The 16,678-nt window shown below is 35.3% G+C and carries 19 protein-coding genes, 3 tRNA genes and 1 riboswitch; of the genes, 17 read left to right on the top strand and 5 right to left on the bottom strand.

Translation table 11 applies throughout. The features are described 5' to 3' along the window. Positions 1 to 21 precede the first annotated feature (21 nt). The 6 genes from QOR44_RS05760 (at position 22) to QOR44_RS05735 (ending at position 3,048) form a co-directional block, all read left to right on the top strand. Positions 22 to 1,044 carry a branched-chain amino acid aminotransferase gene (locus tag QOR44_RS05760; RefSeq protein WP_000217780.1) on the top strand — a complete coding sequence of 341 codons (1,023 nt, stop codon included), beginning with the start codon at positions 22 to 24 and terminating at the stop codon, positions 1,042 to 1,044. Positions 1,045 to 1,127: 83 nt separating this feature from the next. Continuing rightward, the gene (locus QOR44_RS05755) at positions 1,128 to 1,358 is read left to right on the top strand and encodes a DUF2969 domain-containing protein (RefSeq protein ID WP_000037098.1); all 231 of its coding nucleotides are present in this window, start codon (positions 1,128 to 1,130) and stop codon (positions 1,356 to 1,358) included. A 60-nt stretch (positions 1,359 to 1,418) separates the two neighbouring features. Next, positions 1,419 to 1,499 (top strand) — tRNA-Tyr (locus QOR44_RS05750). A 5-nt stretch (positions 1,500 to 1,504) separates the two neighbouring features. Continuing rightward, positions 1,505 to 1,576 (top strand) — tRNA-Gln (locus tag QOR44_RS05745). 125 nt (positions 1,577 to 1,701) lie between these two features. Continuing rightward, positions 1,702 to 2,904: a 30S ribosomal protein S1 gene (gene rpsA / locus QOR44_RS05740; protein WP_001001614.1), complete on the top strand. Its 1,203-nt coding sequence runs from the start codon at positions 1,702 to 1,704 to the stop codon at positions 2,902 to 2,904. Positions 2,905 to 2,976: 72 nt separating this feature from the next. Then, positions 2,977 to 3,048: transfer RNA gene (locus tag QOR44_RS05735), tRNA-Arg, on the top strand. A 268-nt stretch (positions 3,049 to 3,316) separates the two neighbouring features. On the opposite strand, the gene QOR44_RS05730 is transcribed toward QOR44_RS05735, so the two are convergent. From QOR44_RS05730 to QOR44_RS05710, 5 genes are all read right to left on the bottom strand, one after another. After that, the gene (locus tag QOR44_RS05730) at positions 3,317 to 3,940 is read right to left on the bottom strand and encodes a DUF3862 domain-containing protein (protein WP_000612513.1); all 624 of its coding nucleotides are present in this window, start codon (positions 3,938 to 3,940) and stop codon (positions 3,317 to 3,319) included. Positions 3,941 to 4,008: 68 nt separating this feature from the next. Beyond that, entirely contained in the window at positions 4,009 to 4,704 is a 696-nt protein-coding gene (locus QOR44_RS05725; RefSeq protein WP_000224245.1) for an LrgB family protein, read from the bottom strand. Continuing rightward, positions 4,685 to 5,077, bottom strand: a complete 393-nt coding sequence (locus QOR44_RS05720) for a CidA/LrgA family protein (RefSeq protein WP_000781334.1) — start codon at positions 5,075 to 5,077, stop codon at positions 4,685 to 4,687. The genes QOR44_RS05725 and QOR44_RS05720 overlap by 20 nt, the downstream gene beginning before the upstream one ends. A 157-nt stretch (positions 5,078 to 5,234) precedes the next feature. Further along, on the bottom strand, positions 5,235 to 6,470 hold the full coding sequence (locus tag QOR44_RS05715; protein ID WP_000235899.1) for a cation diffusion facilitator family transporter: 1,236 nt from the start codon (positions 6,468 to 6,470) through the stop codon (positions 5,235 to 5,237). Between the two features lie 63 nt (positions 6,471 to 6,533). Then, positions 6,534 to 7,880: an alanine/glycine:cation symporter family protein gene (locus QOR44_RS05710; protein WP_000956729.1), complete on the bottom strand. Its 1,347-nt coding sequence runs from the start codon at positions 7,878 to 7,880 to the stop codon at positions 6,534 to 6,536. A gap of 156 nt (positions 7,881 to 8,036) precedes the next feature. Beyond that, positions 8,037 to 8,169: riboswitch (glycine riboswitch) on the bottom strand. A gap of 307 nt (positions 8,170 to 8,476) precedes the next feature. Between QOR44_RS05710 and QOR44_RS05705 the strand changes: the two genes are divergently transcribed. The 11 genes from QOR44_RS05705 (at position 8,477) to QOR44_RS05655 (ending at position 16,678) form a co-directional block, all read left to right on the top strand. Continuing rightward, on the top strand, positions 8,477 to 9,802 hold the full coding sequence (locus QOR44_RS05705) for a uracil-xanthine permease family protein (RefSeq protein WP_000174080.1): 1,326 nt from the start codon (positions 8,477 to 8,479) through the stop codon (positions 9,800 to 9,802). A 132-nt stretch (positions 9,803 to 9,934) separates the two neighbouring features. After that, positions 9,935 to 10,321 carry a PaaI family thioesterase gene (locus QOR44_RS05700; protein WP_283572681.1) on the top strand — a complete coding sequence of 129 codons (387 nt, stop codon included), beginning with the start codon at positions 9,935 to 9,937 and terminating at the stop codon, positions 10,319 to 10,321. Between the two features lie 105 nt (positions 10,322 to 10,426). After that, positions 10,427 to 12,706, top strand: coding sequence for a DNA helicase PcrA (gene pcrA / locus QOR44_RS05695; RefSeq protein WP_001068641.1), 2,280 nt, complete (start codon positions 10,427 to 10,429; stop codon positions 12,704 to 12,706). Between the two features lie 410 nt (positions 12,707 to 13,116). After that, positions 13,117 to 13,362: a GlsB/YeaQ/YmgE family stress response membrane protein gene (locus QOR44_RS05690; protein ID WP_000523009.1), complete on the top strand. Its 246-nt coding sequence runs from the start codon at positions 13,117 to 13,119 to the stop codon at positions 13,360 to 13,362. 47 nt (positions 13,363 to 13,409) lie between these two features. Continuing rightward, complete coding sequence (locus tag QOR44_RS05685; RefSeq protein ID WP_000053321.1) at positions 13,410 to 13,658, top strand: GlsB/YeaQ/YmgE family stress response membrane protein; 249 nt, start codon at positions 13,410 to 13,412, stop codon at positions 13,656 to 13,658. 14 nt (positions 13,659 to 13,672) lie between these two features. Next, positions 13,673 to 14,254: an alkaline shock response membrane anchor protein AmaP gene (gene amaP / locus QOR44_RS05680; protein ID WP_000033484.1), complete on the top strand. Its 582-nt coding sequence runs from the start codon at positions 13,673 to 13,675 to the stop codon at positions 14,252 to 14,254. Between the two features lie 9 nt (positions 14,255 to 14,263). Further along, positions 14,264 to 14,458 carry a DUF2273 domain-containing protein gene (locus QOR44_RS05675; RefSeq protein WP_001288927.1) on the top strand — a complete coding sequence of 65 codons (195 nt, stop codon included), beginning with the start codon at positions 14,264 to 14,266 and terminating at the stop codon, positions 14,456 to 14,458. Between the two features lie 55 nt (positions 14,459 to 14,513). After that, positions 14,514 to 15,056: an Asp23/Gls24 family envelope stress response protein gene (locus QOR44_RS05670; protein WP_000141116.1), complete on the top strand. Its 543-nt coding sequence runs from the start codon at positions 14,514 to 14,516 to the stop codon at positions 15,054 to 15,056. Positions 15,057 to 15,102: 46 nt separating this feature from the next. Next, the gene (locus tag QOR44_RS05665; protein ID WP_001288036.1) at positions 15,103 to 15,300 is read left to right on the top strand and encodes a CsbD family protein; all 198 of its coding nucleotides are present in this window, start codon (positions 15,103 to 15,105) and stop codon (positions 15,298 to 15,300) included. A 21-nt stretch (positions 15,301 to 15,321) separates the two neighbouring features. Then, positions 15,322 to 15,873 carry an Asp23/Gls24 family envelope stress response protein gene (locus QOR44_RS05660; RefSeq protein WP_000431296.1) on the top strand — a complete coding sequence of 184 codons (552 nt, stop codon included), beginning with the start codon at positions 15,322 to 15,324 and terminating at the stop codon, positions 15,871 to 15,873. 163 nt (positions 15,874 to 16,036) lie between these two features. Beyond that, a complete protein-coding gene (locus QOR44_RS05655) occupies positions 16,037 to 16,678 on the top strand; it encodes a GntR family transcriptional regulator (RefSeq protein ID WP_000253260.1) in 642 nt (213 codons plus the stop codon).

Below are 16,678 nucleotides of genomic sequence, written 5' to 3'. Positions count from 1 at the left end.
ACCCAAAGAAAGAGGTACCTTATGACAGTAAATTTAGATTGGGATAATTTAGGTTTTGCTTACAGAAAATTACCATTCCGATACATTTCGCATTTTAAAGATGGGAAATGGGATGATGGCAAGTTGACAGATGATGCAACACTACATATTTCAGAAAGTTCACCTGCTCTCCATTATGGGCAACAAGCTTTTGAAGGATTGAAAGCTTATAGAACTAAAGATGGCTCTATTCAGTTATTTCGTCCAGATCAAAATGCAGAACGACTTCAAAGAACAGCAGATCGTCTTTTAATGCCACATGTTCCGACAGACAAATTTATTGCAGCGGTTAAATCTGTTGTACGCGCTAATGAGGAGTTTGTTCCACCGTATGGTACAGGAGCAACATTATACATTCGTCCCTTATTAATTGGTGTGGGAGATATTATTGGAGTTAAACCTGCTGAAGAATATATTTTTACGGTATTTGCAATGCCAGTAGGTAGTTATTTTAAAGGTGGTTTAACACCAACTAACTTTATTGTTTCCAAAGAATATGATAGAGCAGCACCGAATGGTACAGGAGCTGCAAAAGTTGGTGGTAACTATGCTGCTAGTCTTCTTCCTGGGAAATATGCTCATGAGAAACAATTTTCAGATGTTATCTATCTTGATCCAGCGACACATACTAAAATTGAAGAGGTTGGAGCAGCTAATTTCTTTGGAATTACTAAAGATAATCAGTTTATCACCCCTTTGAGTCCTTCAATTTTACCTTCAATTACTAAATATTCATTGCTTTACCTTGCTAAAGAAAGGTTTGGTATGGAAGCGATTGAAGGAGATGTCTTTGTCGACGAATTAGATAAATTCACAGAAGCTGGCGCATGTGGTACAGCCGCAGTTATTTCACCAATTGGAGGAATTCAAAACGGAGATGACTTCCATGTCTTCTACAGTGAGACAGAAGTTGGTCCAGCGACACGCAAACTATATGATGAGTTAGTAGGGATCCAGTTTGGTGATGTTGAAGCACCAGAAGGGTGGATTTATAAAGTAGATTAAGTCTATACTAAAAGCTTGCTCTTGCAAGCTTTTAGTATTTTGTGTACAATAAAAAACAATAAAAAGAGATATTGGAGTTAATAGTGAGTAAAAAAGATAAGAAAATTGAAATTCAAATTTCAGACGCTCAAGTAACAGTTAATGGAACTAAGGTTGATGGATACCAACTCGTTATTGGAAAAAAAATTGTAGGTCAAATTGCAGAGCTAGATTCTAAATTTGCTGTGATTAAAGGTGAGCAAGTGAGTGGATTCTATAAAAATTTAGATCAAGCTATGGGAAATATTATTGAAGAATATAATCTTAATCGCTAATATTTATTTAAAAAGCTTGCGTGCTAACAACATCTGTGGTAGAATAGTCAGTGTTGTTACGGAAAGATAGCGAAGAGGCTAAACGCGGCGGACTGTAAATCCGCTCCTTCGGGTTCGGGGGTTCGAATCCCTCTCTTTCCATTATTTGGGGTATAGCCAAGCGGTAAGGCAAGGGACTTTGACTCCCTCATGCGTTGGTTCGAATCCAGCTACCCCAGTCAAAGGTATCAAACTTTTGTTTGACACCGTCAAAGAGATATTTGTTGTCCTTGCGGGTTACCTTGAGAAAATATATTGTTATCAAAAGCTAGCTCGGCTAGCTTTTGTTGGAGGATTTTTTAGAATGAATGAATTTGAAGATTTGCTAAACAGTGTTAGCGAAGTGAACCCTGGTGACGTTGTCACTGCGGAAGTTTTAACAGTTGATAACGGTCAAGCAAACGTTGTTATCGATGGTACTGGTGTTGAAGGTGTCTTGACACTTCGTGAATTGACTAACGATCGTGATGCTGATATCAATGATTTTGTTAAAGCTGGCGACACAGTTGAAGTACTTGTTCTTCGTCAAGTTGTAGGTAAAGATACTGATACAGTAACTTTCCTTGTATCTAAAAAACGCTTGGAAGCTCGTAAAGCATGGGACAAACTTGTTGGTCGTGAAGGTGAAGTTGTTACTGTTAAAGGTACACGTGCTGTTAAAGGCGGACTTTCAGTTGAATTTGAAGGACTTCGTGGTTTCATCCCAGCTTCAATGATTGATACTCGTTTTGTACGTAACACTGAAAAATTTGTTGGACAAGAATTTGATGCTAAAATCAAAGAAGTTGATGCAGCAGAAAATCGCTTCATCCTTTCACGTCGTGAAGTTGTTGAAGAATCAGCAGCTGCTGCACGTAAAGAAGTTTTCTCAAACATTGAAGTAGGTTCAGTTGTAACTGGTAAAGTTGCTCGTTTAACAAGCTTTGGTGCTTTCATTGACCTTGGTGGTGTTGATGGACTTGTACACGTAACTGAATTATCACATGAGCGCAATGTTTCACCTAAATCAGTTGTAACTGTTGGTGAAGAAGTTGAAGTTAAAGTACTTTCAATTGATGAAGAAGCTGGTCGTGTATCACTTTCACTTAAAGCAACTACACCTGGCCCATGGGATGGCGTTGAACAAAAACTTGCTGCTGGTGATGTTATTGAAGGTAAAGTAAAACGCTTGACTGACTTTGGTGCTTTTGTTGAAGTGTTACCTGGCATTGATGGACTTGTACACATTTCACAAATTTCACACAAACGTGTTGAAAATCCTAAAGACGTATTATCTGCAGGACAAGAAGTTACTGTTAAAGTTCTTGAAGTTAATTCAGATGCAGAACGTGTCTCACTTTCAATGAAAGCTCTTGAAGAGCGTCCAGCGCAAGCAGAAGGTGAAAAAGAAGAAAAACGTCAATCACGTCCACGTCGTCCACGTCGTCAAGAAAAACGCGACTACGAGCTTCCAGAAACACAAACTGGATTCTCTATGGCTGACTTATTCGGTGATATTGAATTATAATAATTAAAAGACTTGCTTTAGCAAGTCTTTTTGTTTTTGTTGATAAAGTATGCTATAATGTAACATGTACTACCATCTTTAGTGTAATGGATATCACACAAGATTCCGGTTCTTGGGATAGGGGTTCGATTCCCTTAAGATGGATAATAGATGCTCCATAAAGCTTTATGTTATAGGTTTTATATTAGTTTATCTCCAACCTTGCCTCACAAAGTGATTCTCCTCATTTCTGATAAGTAAAACTAAGGTTGACAAATAAGGGAGAATCAGTTTGAAATCTGTGTAAGTTAGTATCATAATTAGTTAATATGACTATTAAGGGGCTAAGTTAAGATACTAAGATTAAACTATTGTGTAATAAAATATTTCTAATAAGTAATTAAGGTATTAATAAAAAGGCGTTAATGCCTTTTTATTTTAAACCATGCTGTTGTTTGTTAGTGAGTTTATCATTTTCAAATGTAAGGTTAATTCCTGGATCACTATCTGACGACTGAATGCCACTAATCCATGCAGCCTGTAGTTCCTCTTTATCTGAAGAAACTGCTTGAGAAATATCATCAGGTTCTCCTAGAAGTTCTTTTACTTTATTGTATGACATGCCATTTTTTAAACTATTATAATCTTTTGTTGTGATGTTGGCATCACGAATAAACTTAAAATTACTAATTGAACGAACAATGCTACTATCGTTTAATAATTGTATAGTGATGGAGATATCATCGACATTCCAACGATAGCCTTTAAGAGTGACATTTCCCGCTGGTGTATCAAATTTTTCGTTTGGTTCGCCATCAAATAATTGTTTTAATTCAGCGAGACTAGTGCCTCCTTTAAAGTTATTTGCTTTAACCCCTAACTTTACTTTATTAAATTTCAAACGTAATTCTTCGTGGTCAGCTTTGATATTTTTATGTTGTGATACATTTGATTTTGAAGTAGAGGTTTGCTGAGTATTTGAAGAAGAGCATGCTGTTAAACCCAAAAATGAGAGACAGACAATCGTTCCAACAGTTATTTTTTTTAACGGTATCATAATTATTTATCCTAAATTCTATTTTTAAATATTATAACATAATTATTTTGGGTTTACTTTCCTTATCCTCATTTCAATATTAAGCCTGCAACTAAAGGACTGACAATAACATAGCAAATTCCTGTGATACCAATTGCTAGTCCAGCCATGGCGCCTTGAACTTGGCCATATTTTAAGGCTTGTCCAGTTCCTATAGCATGCCCAGTTCCTCCTAGCGCGAGCCCTATAGCAACAGGATCTTCTATCCTTAATAATTTTAGAAAAATAGGACCCAAAACGCTTGTTAAGATGCCTGTAATAACAACTACGACCAGAGTGATAGTAGCTAATCCACCTGCTTTACTTGTAATTCCAACGGCCATAGCTGTAGTTACGGACTTTGGGAAAAGTGAGATTGCTAAGAAATATTTCATACCAAAAAACTTAGCAATTATTGCGGTAAAAACTGTGTTGATAACAGAAGCTAAGATGATGCTAATGCTAATACTTTTAATGTGATGCTTCATTAAATGAAAGGTTCTATAGAGAGGAATAGCCAATACAACCGTTGAAGGCGTAATTAACATCGTTAGAAATGAACCACCATTGTAGTAATCTTTATAGGAGATATGTGTTAATTTTAAAAAAGCAATTAATAAAATAGTCGCCAAAAGAAGTGGAGTTGTTGCAGGGGAAGGATATTTTCTAAAAATCCTTATGCCAATGTAATACGCCCATACGGTTAACATAATACCAAAGATAGGGTTATTCGTTAAAGTTGCCATTTTTACCTCCAATTTCTGGATAATCTCCTTCATATCTCTTTTTGATCCATTGGGATACCAGTCCAATAGTTAGAATATTGAGAAATAGCGCTCCTAAGATAATGATAGCTATCCCAAAAAGATAGGGCTTTATGTCTTGAAAGTGCTCCATCAGTCCAACTGCTGGTGGTAAAAATAAAATGGTCATATTTGCTAATAGAAAATTCCCCACGGCATCAATATGCCTGAGCCTGATGATTTTGTATTTTAACGCTAGGAATAGTAATATTAATCCAATAATACTACCTGGTACAGGTAAGTTGAATAAAGTAGATAGAACCTCACCAGCGAATGAAAAGGTTAAAATAACCATTAATTGAACGTATAATTTCATGAAAAACTCCTTCCATTATAGTCTACTACTCTGAAAGTAATTTTCAAGGCTATGAAACGTTTACATAAAAACAAATTAAAAAGACCGAGATTCTTCTCAATCTTTTTAATTTATTTTTGTAAGCTATTTTATCAAGAGTAACTGATTAAATAGTATATTAATCAAGGGAAGTGATTTGATATCGTCTCGTTTTATACGGGCTTGACTTGGCAGTTATTTGATGGTAGATTAAGAACCATTTTTCATTACGGCGCCAAATACTAGTATGTCGTTTACCTTCCAATTCATAAGACACAAGTTTTGTTTTTTGACTAATTGATTTTACATTGAAATATTTAAAGTTGCTTGCCAATGAATGATTTGTAGCATTAGTGAGCATGTCAGAAGTGATAATATTTCCCTTTTCATTAATCATATAAAAGTCAGGACTAATAAAGGTCTCATAACCGGGAATTTTTGCTAGGATGATTTTTTCGTTTTTGTATAATTTTTGGTAAACATTATCGAAAATTTCGTCTTCTGGGATAGAAGCGGGTTCTACATGAATATCTATGTCATATACAGAAAATTTATCACTGAGTAGTTTTTCCACTCTTTCGGTAATGGCATGACTTTCAAAGACTGAGAGATCAGGGTTCATTTCGAGAACAATATCAAGGTAAATATTACTACCGTAAGTACGTCCACGTTGAGATTTTACAGCGGATATTTTAGGAATTGTTAATATAGCTTTTTCGTATTGTTTTAATTGATAATCATCGAAACCATCCGATAAGCTGAAAGCAGATTCTATAAAAATATCATAAGCTGTTTTAAGAATAAAATAAGTAATAATGATAGCAGCTAAACGATCAATAATAGGAAAATTTAGAGAAGCCGCAATGATAGCAATAGATGTGCCGATAGATGTCACAGCATCAGAAAGGTTATCTTTAGAAGCTGCAACCAGAGCGCTAGACTTTACTCTTTGAGATAATTGTTTATTATAGAAATAAACGCCAAGCATAACAAGAGCAGATATAGCACCTACTATAGCACCTAGAGGATCAATGTTAGTATCAGTATTATTAATAATCTTAGTGACAGTTTGAATAAAAACTTGAATACCTACGACAAACATGATAAAAGAGGTAATCAGGCTTGCTAAATCTTCAATTTTCCAGTGACCAAAACGATGGTTTGAGTCGGCTGGTTGACTAGCCAAGTGTAAACCAATTAAGAGTGCTACATTTCCTAAGATATCAGATAAGTTATTAAATCCATCTGCTACAAGTGAAGTAGCATCAAACCAATAACCTGCAGCTAATTTAGCGACTGCCAGTGTTATATAGGCAATGATACTAATAATAGGCCCTCTTTTTGCAAGTTGTAAGTTTTCAGTAGAAGTTGCCATTTTCCTAATTTCCTTTCATCTACACATTATATCACTTAGGAGCAGACTATAAAACTAGTAAGTTCAAGGCTTAGTGATATTTTTAGTCTCTGAAAAATATTTCTGTGTTTCTTTAACAATAATTGGTGACAAAGCTAGGAGAGCTATTAGATTTGGTAAAGCCATTAAACCATTAACGATATCAGCGATAACCCAAATGAGATCGAGCTGTAAGAAACCACCTAAGCCGACCATAATGACAAAAATAATGCGATAAGCGTTAATAAATTTAGTCCCAAATAGATATTCAAAGCAACGCTCTCCGTAGTAGCTCCATCCTAAAATAGTAGTAAAAGCAAATAAGACAAGGCAGAAGGTTAGGGCAAAACTACCTAGTGAGCCAAATACGGTATTAAAAGATGCTTGTGTTAACGGAGCACCCTGTAAATCAAATTCTAGCCATTTTCCTGTAACTAAAATTGCAATCCCTGTCAAAGTACAAATAACAATAGTGTCAATGAAGGTTCCTGTCATTGAAATAAGGCCTTGTTCAACAGGTTCTTTTGTTTTAGCTGCTGCTGCGGCTATTGGAGCAGAACCCAATCCAGATTCATTTGAGAAAACTCCTCTAGCAATTCCCTTTTGAATTGCTTCTTTAACGATAGCTCCAGAAAAACCACCAATGGCTGCTGTCCCAGAAAAAGCACCGCTAAAGATGAGTTGGAAAGTATGTGGAATCTTATTGTAATTAACTGCAATAATAATCAGAGTTGCTAAAATATAGCTTATAGCCATAAAAGGTACTATTTTTTCTGAAACTTTTGAAATAGATTTTATACCTCCAAATATAATAAATAATACTATAACAGCAAGAATGAGGCTGGTAAATCTAGTTGATATTTTGAAAGTATGCTCAAGAGAAGAAGCAATTGCATTGACTTGAGTGAATGTCCCTATTCCTAAAAGAGCTACTAAGATACCTGCTGCAGAAAAAAAGACTGCTAATGGTTTCCATTTTTGTCCCATTCCATTGACAATGTAGTACATTGGTCCTCCAGAAATTTCTCCATTAGTATCTTTTGTGCGATATTTGATAGCTAATAATCCTTCTGCGTATTTTGTTGCCATTCCAAAAAAGGCAGCTACCCACATCCAAAACAAAGCTCCTGGTCCTCCAGATTTAATAGCCGTAGCCACACCAACGATATTACCTGTCCCTACCGTTGCAGCAAGAGCAGTTGCAAGGGCAGCATAACTTGAAATATCTCCTTGCCCGTTATCCTCTCGGAAAATCAATTTGAAAGCTCTAGAAAGTTGTCTCAATTGAATAAAACCTAAGCGAAATGATAGGTAAATACCTGTTCCGACTAATAAACCAAGTAAAGGTGGACCCCAAACGAAGCTATTGATATGAGTAAAAAGTGTTAGCATATGTTCTCCTTTGATACATGACATACCTATGGATTCTGTAATGAAACGAAAAAAGTTATCTCTAAAAGAGATAACTTCTGAAAGATGCTAGCTAAAAAGCGCACAAATAAAGGTAGTAGTAAACTTAATAAGCTTACTACTCATTATTAATATTGGCTTTTAGCTTCTGTCCTTTTGCCTGAGAGATTGGAGGAGTTGTTTTACTCTTCTTGCCCCTTCGGCGCCTAGAGCACATCTTGGTGTCAATACAAAGATGTTGCTACTTATAGGTCTCTCCAGAAGTCCGTCTGTCAATCAGTCCTGTCTTAAGACACCTGAGAGTGTAATTCCTTCGGCGAAAGTCTAACTTTCTTCTCCTGAATGACGTCATTCGGTATATTTTATTATGTTAACTATCATAATGGAAAAGCATAGTTTTGTCAATATAGTTTCAAAAAAGTCTTGTTTTCTAAAATGTCTTATGCTATAATTCTTTCAGCGTAGGTTTTTAAACTCATCCCGTGAGGTGAGAAAAACATCAGGAAAAAAATAAAGCCTATGACTATATTGCTATAGAAAGTGGGCTTTTTTGTATGCCCAAGAGGACCAGTCTAGATATGACTTTAAATGCTAAAGGTGAAAGTAATCAAATTCTAGTAGATAAGGAAGTACATTCTACTAACTTATTACTAGATATCGATGAAAAACCAGAATTATTTCAAGGTTTGCTGTTAAGTTTTCAACATGTTTTTGCTATGTTTGGAGCTACGATATTAGTTCCGCTTATTTTAGGGATGCCTGTATCAGTGGCTTTATTTGCTTCTGGTTGCGGAACGCTCATTTATCAAGTTGCGACAAAATTTAAAGTCCCTGTTTACCTAGGCTCATCATTTGCTTATATTACAGCTATGGCATTAGCCATGAAACAAATGCATGGCGATATTTCGGCTGCTCAAACAGGTATTCTTTTTGTAGGTCTAATCTATGTCGTTGTGGCGACGGTTATTAAGTTCGTAGGAAATTCATGGGTTGATAAGATTTTGCCACCAATAATCATTGGACCTATGATTATTGTTATTGGTTTAGGTTTGGCAAACTCTGCTGTAACTAATGCAGGTTTTGTCGCTAAAGGTGATTGGCGTAAAATGCTAGTTGCTGTTGTTACATTCTTGATTGCAGCTTTTATCAATACTAAAGGGAAAGGTTTTATCAAGATTATTCCATTTTTATTTGCAATTATTGGAGGCTATATTTTATCAATCATTCTTGGCTTGGTAGATTTATCTCCAGTTGAAAAAGCTGCCTGGTTTGAATTGCCAAAATTCTATTTACCGTTTAAGACAGGTTTATTTCACAGTTATAAACTTTACTTTGGACCAGAAATGCTTGCAATTCTTCCAATCTCAATTGTAACGATTGCTGAAAATATCGGTGATCATACAGTTTTAGGTCAGATTTGTGGGCGTAACTTTCTAAAAAAACCAGGTTTAAATCGTCTTTTAATTGGAGATGGTTTAGCAACCGCATTTTCTGCTCTTATAGGAGGCCCAGCTGAAACTACTTATGGTGAAAATACAGGTGTTATTGGCATGACGCGTATAGCTTCTGTAACGGTTATTCGTAATGCAGCTTTTATTGCAATCGCTTTTTCATTCTTTGGTAAATTTACAGCTTTGATCTCTACAATTCCTAGTGCAGTACTTGGTGGAATGGCTATATTACTTTATGGTGTTATTGCAAGTAATGGATTAAAAGTGTTGATTGAAAATCGTGTCAATTTTGCTGAGGTTCGTAATCTGATTATTGCCAGTTCCATGTTAGTTTTAGGCCTCGGTGGAGCAGTCCTTGATCTAGGTGCTCTAACTTTATCAGGAACAGCATTAAGTGCTATAGTGGGTATTATATTAAATTTAATATTGCCAAAAGAAAGCATGAAATTATAACAAAAGAGCTCAGAGTATCTGAGCTCTTTTGTTATGATAGATCAGTTAAAAAGTTTAAAATAAAAACGTTTACAGTTATGGTTTCCTTATTTTCTGCTATAATGGTCATAGAAAAAGTGAGGTTATAGTAGAATGAAATTCAATTTAGAACAAGTAAAAGTATTTGAGAATTACGAAATTGAGAACTGGGAAGAAGGTCAAGTTACCTTAACAACGAAGGTCGTTGACTCTTCGCTCAACTATTATGGTAATGCTCATGGTGGTTATTTGTTTACACTGTGTGATCAAGTCAGTGGTTTAGTTGCTATTTCAACAGGATATGAAGCGGTAACTCTACAATCAAATATCAACTATTTGAGGGCAGGCCGATTAGATGATCTGCTTACTGTCATCGGTACTTGTGTTCATAATGGTCGTACTACAAAAGTCATTGATGTTCACATTAAAAATCAGAAAGGCGAGATGGTTACAACTGCTATTTTTACAATGTTTGTAACTGGAGAGAGAAAAGAGAAGTAAAAAAGGTAGGAGTTAGACAGCGTCTGTTTAACTCCTTTTTCTATTGGGAAAAATATGAAAAAATGATATACTAGAGAAGCAATTTTGACAAAATTAGGAGTAGAAATGAATCCTTTAATAATTGGAATGAATGATAAACAAGCAGAAGCGGTACAAACGACAGACGGACCGCTTTTGATTATGGCAGGAGCTGGCTCTGGAAAAACACGTGTCCTGACTCATCGTATTGCTTATTTAATAGATGAAAAATATGTTAATCCTTGGAATATTTTAGCGATTACTTTTACTAATAAAGCAGCGCGTGAAATGCGTGAACGTGCTATCGCCTTGAATCCAGCTACCCAAGATACTTTGATTGCAACTTTTCATAGTATGTGTGTTCGTATTTTACGTCGTGAAGCTGATTATATTGGATATAATCGTAACTTTACAATCGTTGATCCAGGTGAGCAGCGTACTTTAATGAAGCGAATCATTAAGCAATTAAATTTGGACACAAAAAAGTGGAATGAACGTTCAATTTTAGGTACAATCTCTAATGCTAAAAATGACCTTCTTGATGAAATTGCATATGAGAAGCAAGCCGGAGATATGTATACACAGGTAATTGCTAAATGCTATAAAGCTTATCAAGAGGAATTACGTAGAAGTGAGGCCATGGATTTCGATGACTTGATTATGATGACACTTCGATTATTTGATCAGAATAAAGATGTTTTGGCCTATTACCAACAGAGGTATCAATATATCCATGTAGACGAGTATCAAGATACTAACCACGCTCAATACCAATTAGTTAAGTTATTAGCTTCGCGTTTCAAAAATATTTGTGTTGTTGGTGATGCCGATCAATCCATTTATGGATGGCGTGGAGCTGATATGCAAAATATTCTTGATTTTGAAAAGGACTATCCGCAAGCCAAAGTTGTATTATTAGAAGAAAATTATCGCTCAACTAAGAAAATACTTCAAGCTGCTAATAATGTGATCAATCATAATAAAAATCGCCGTCCTAAAAAATTATGGACTCAAAATGATGAAGGTGAGCAAATTGTATATCATAGAGCTAACAATGAGCAAGAAGAAGCCGTTTTTGTAGCATCAACTATTGATAACATCGTTCGAGAACAAGGAAAAAATTTCAAAGATTTTGCCGTTCTTTATCGTACGAATGCTCAATCTCGTACTATTGAGGAAGCACTTTTAAAATCCAATATTCCATATACAATGGTTGGTGGAACAAAATTCTATAGTCGCAAAGAAATTCGAGATGTTATTGCTTATCTCAATATCCTTGCAAATACTTCTGATAATATTTCTTTTGAGCGGATTGTAAATGAACCTAAAAGAGGGGTGGGGCCAGGAACTTTAGAAAAAATACGGTCATTTGCCTATGAACAGAGCATGTCTCTTCTTGATGCCTCTTCAAATGTCATGATGTCGCCCTTAAAAGGGAAGGCTGCTCAAGCTGTTTGGGATTTAGCTAATCTGATTTTGACTCTACGTAGTAAGCTAGATAGTTTAACTGTAACGGAGATTACAGAAAACCTACTGGATAAGACAGGATATCTAGAAGCACTTCAAGTTCAAAATACATTAGAAAGTCAAGCGCGTATTGAAAATATTGAAGAATTCTTGTCAGTGACTAAAAATTTTGACGATAATCCAGAGATTACAGTAGAGGGTGAAACTGGTTTAGATCGTCTATCGCGTTTTTTAAATGATTTAGCTTTAATAGCAGATACTGATGATAGCGCCACTGAAACGGCTGAGGTCACTTTAATGACATTACATGCTGCCAAGGGTCTAGAATTTCCAGTTGTTTTCTTAATCGGTATGGAAGAAGGAGTATTTCCTTTATCGCGTGCAATAGAGGATGCTGATGAATTAGAAGAAGAGCGTCGTTTAGCTTATGTCGGGATTACGAGAGCAGAACAAATACTTTTCCTTACCAATGCTAATACCCGTACTTTATTTGGTAAAACTAGTTATAATAGACCAACCCGTTTTATACGTGAGATTGATGATGAGCTGATACAACATCAAGGGTTAGCTCGACCAGTTAATTCTTCATTTGGTGTGAAATATTCAAAAGAACAGCCTACACAATTTGGTCAAGGAATGAGTCTTCAACAAGCGCTTCAGGCACGTAAAAGTAATTCACAACCTCAAGTAACTGCCCAACTCCAGGCTCTTAACACGAACAATAGCCATGAGACATCATGGGAGATTGGTGATGTTGCAACTCATAAAAAATGGGGGGACGGTACGGTGCTTGAAGTTTCAGGTAGCGGAAAGACTCAAGAGTTAAAAATAAATTTTCCAGGTATTGGGTTAAAGAAATTATTAGCGAGTGTCGCTCCTATTAGCAAAAAGGAAAACTAACTTTCTTCTATTATATACTTAAATAATCAGAGACTAAGAATTGTATTCTTAGTCTTTTTGCATCATTTGAATAGAAAAATAAGTTATCATTTGGTTTTTACTTACTAAAAAGGTTGATATTAAAGCGTTTTCTAAAAGTGACCATACTATTTTAAAAAAAGAAGCGTTTCTCTTGCATTCTTTTCTAAAAAGAGTATAATAACAATATCAATTAAATATCAAGTGGTCACTTAAAAATAAAAGCATTTACCAAGCTTTTTACTTGGCAGTCACTTTATAAAGTTGTATAATATTAGTATAGTTAACAACTTAATTAATTGCCGAGTGGTCACTTAAGAAACTCTTGTTATTTAGTTAAGAACAAAATAAGTTTGTACACTGAGATGTACTTAGGAAGAAAGGTATTTATCATGGGTTTAATTTGGTCATTAATCGTTGGTGCTATTATTGGTGCTATTGCAGGAGCAATCACTAACAAGGGTGGTTCAATGGGTTGGATAGCTAACATCTTAGCTGGTTTAGTTGGTTCATTTGTTGGTCAAAGTTTACTAGGAACATGGGGGCCTAAGTTAGCAGATATGGCTTTGATTCCTTCAATCGTAGGTGCGATTATCGTTATCATTGTTACTTCATTTGTATTAGGCAAAAAATCATAACTACATAACTAGTGGAATGATTAGTTAAGAAAGAGAAGGTATTTATCATGAGTTTAATTTGGTCATTAATCGTAGGTGCGATTATCGGTGCTATTGCAGGGGCTGTTACTAACAAAGGTGGTTCAATGGGTTGGATAGCTAACATCTTAGCTGGTTTAGTTGGTTCATTTGTTGGTCAAAGTTTACTAGGAACATGGGGGCCTAAATTAGCAGGTATGGCTTTGATTCCTTCAATCGTAGGTGCGATTATTGTTGTCATTGTTACTTCATTTGTACTAGGTAAAATGAATAACTAGAAAAGGAGTTACCTATGTCAAAAGGACTAAAAAGTTTATATACTTTACTAGGTCTAATCTCCCTTACCCTACTAGGATTTGTAGCTGTTATCAGTAAACAACACATTTATCTACCATCTTTTAATTGGTTAGATTGGGATTTTAATTTGCCATCACCGATTGACGTTGGTATGTATCATTATTTCTTTTGGGGAGCATTAGTGCTGTTTGTAATCGTTTTACTGGCTATATTGGTAGTTCTGTTTTATCCAAGACGATACACAGAGTATAAACTAGCTGATAAAACTGGTAAATTGATGTTAAAAAAATCTGCAATAGAGGGATTTGTTAAAACAGAAGTATTAAAAACTGGTTTGATGAAATCTCCTAGTGTGACAGCTCATTTATATAAGAAAAAAGTGAAAGTTGATGTTAAAGGTCTTTTAACTTCTCGTACAAATGTACCGGAACAACTTGAACATATTCAAAGTGATGTTGAACTTGGCTTAAAAGAATTCTTTGGGTTGGAAAAGAAAATGAACACTAGAGTATTTGTTAAGCAAGTTGAAGAAGAAAATGTTGGAAATGCTAAGACGAATAAAAGTCGTGTAGAATAGGAGTCTAATATGTCAGAATTCGTGAGGAAATACAGATATCCACTAGGAGGTGCAGTTATTGGGCTCGTTTTAGCTGCAATGATTGTAACCATTGGATTCTTTAAAACAATTCTTGCTCTTGTTATCATTGTGCTAGGTGCTTATGCTGGACTTTATGTGCAAAGAACAGGTATGCTTGACCAATTCTTTAATAAGAGAAAATAAAATTTTTCGTTTATATTTATTCTACATTATTTAAATAAAAGAAAGAGGAACTATTATGACTGAAACTTACATCAAAAACACAACTAACAATTCTGGCACGACAGCTGTTCGTGGAGAATTAACTTTCGAAGATAAAGTGATTGAAAAAATTGTTGGAATTGCGATTGAGCATGTAGATGGTCTTTTGGCTGTAAATGGTGGTTTTTTCTCAAATTTAAAAAATAGCGTTGTAAATTCTGATTCAGTTACAGATGGCGTAAATGTTGAAGTGGGTAAAAAGCAAGTTGCAGTTGATTTGGATATTGTTGCTGAATACCAAAAACATGTTCCAACTATCTTTGCCGATATCAAAAAAGTTGTTGAAGCTGAAGTGAAACGTATGACAGACCTTGAAGTGGTTGAAGTTAATGTTAATGTTGTTGATATTAAAACTCGTGCTCAACATGAAGAAGATTCAGTAACTCTTCAAGATCGTGTAACAAATGCAGCACAAGCAACAGGTGAATTTGCTTCGAATCAAGTTTCAAACGTTAAAAGTGCCGTAGGTAACGGTGTTGATAAAGTGGAAGACATGAAGTCTGAACCACGTGTACAATAATTGATTTAAGTATAGTTTAAAGTATTGTTATTAGTAGGAGGCTATTATGTCTGAAGAAAAATTTGATGCAAAAGTTGATAAGGTTTCTGGTTCAGTAAAAGAATCTGTTGGGAAACTTACTGGCGATAAAGAAGTTGAATCTGAAGGTAAAGTTGATAAATTGAAAGGTCATGCAAAAGAAAAACTTGCTGACATTAAAGATACCATTAAGGGTGCTTCAGAGAGCTTTAAGAAAAAGGACTAGAAGGTTTGAGGTCATTTATTTATGGAAAATCAAAAACAAGATATTAAAACTTCAGTAACTTATGAAGAAAAGGTAATTGCTAAAATTGTTGGACATGCTTTAGAATCAGTAGACGGACTCTTAGCTGTGAGTGGAGGTTTCTTCTCTAATCTAAAAAATAGCGTTGTAAATTCTGACTCAGTAACTGATGGTGTAAATGTTGAAGTTGGTACTAAAGAAGTTGCAGTTGATTTAGACATCGTTGTTGAATACGGCAAGGATATCCCAGCTATCGTTGAAAGCATTAAAGCGATTGTCAGTCAAAACGTTGAAGTGATGACCCACCTTAAAGTTGTTGAATTGAACGCAAATGTCGTAGATATTAAGACTAAAGCTGAACATGAAGCTGACTCAGTGACAGTACAAGATCGTGTATCTGATGCAGCACAAGCAACAGGAAACTTTGCTTCTGAACAAGCTGGCAAAGCTAAAGCAGCAATTTCCTCTGGAGCAGAGAAAACAAAAGAAGCAGTATCAAATGGTACTGAGGCTGCAAAAGGAAAAATCTCAGAAGCTCGTACTAGTGAATCTTAATTCAGTAAACTACTTTTTATGATAAGACACTCGGAGCTGGGAGACCAGCTCCTTTTATATGATATTTACTAAAGACATTAGATATTAACAAAAAAGATATATTTGCAATATTTTGCTAATTGTGGTTTAATATGTATGTTTTTATTAGGATAAGGAGGGTTGGATGGTTTCTGAACAATCTGAAATTGTAACATCTAAATATCAAAAAATAGCAGTAGCGGTTGCACAAAGAATCGCAAATGGAGATTATGAAGTTGGAGAGAAGTTGAAATCTAGAACAACTATTGCTTCAACATTCAACGTATCACCAGAAACAGCACGTAAGGGTCTTAATATTTTAGCAGATTTACAGATTTTAACTTTAAAGCATGGCAGTGGAGCCATTATTCTTTCTAAAGAAAAAGCAATTGAATTCTTAAACCAATATGAAACCTCTCATTCAGTTGCTATTTTGAAAGGTAAAATCCGTGATAATATCAAGGCTCAGCAACAAGAAATGGAAGAGTTAGCTACTTTAGTTGATGATTTTTTGCTTCAAACACGTGCGGTTAGTAAACAATACCCACTAGCACCATATGAAATTATTGTCAGTGAAGATTCTGAACACCTTGGTAAGTCAATAGGAGAATTAAATGTATGGCATCAAACTGGTGCGACTATTGTGGCTATTGAACACGAAGGGAAATTTATTGTTTCTCCGGGGCCTTTCTCAGTTATAGAGCAAGGAGATCATATCTTTTTTGTTGGTGATGAAGATGTTTATGCACGTATGAAAACCTATTTTAACTTAAGGATGGGACTTTGA

This window comes from Streptococcus agalactiae (assembly GCF_949788565.1).
Lineage (GTDB): Bacteria > Bacillota > Bacilli > Lactobacillales > Streptococcaceae > Streptococcus > Streptococcus agalactiae.
This window is presented reverse-complemented; position numbering and strand designations above follow the sequence as displayed.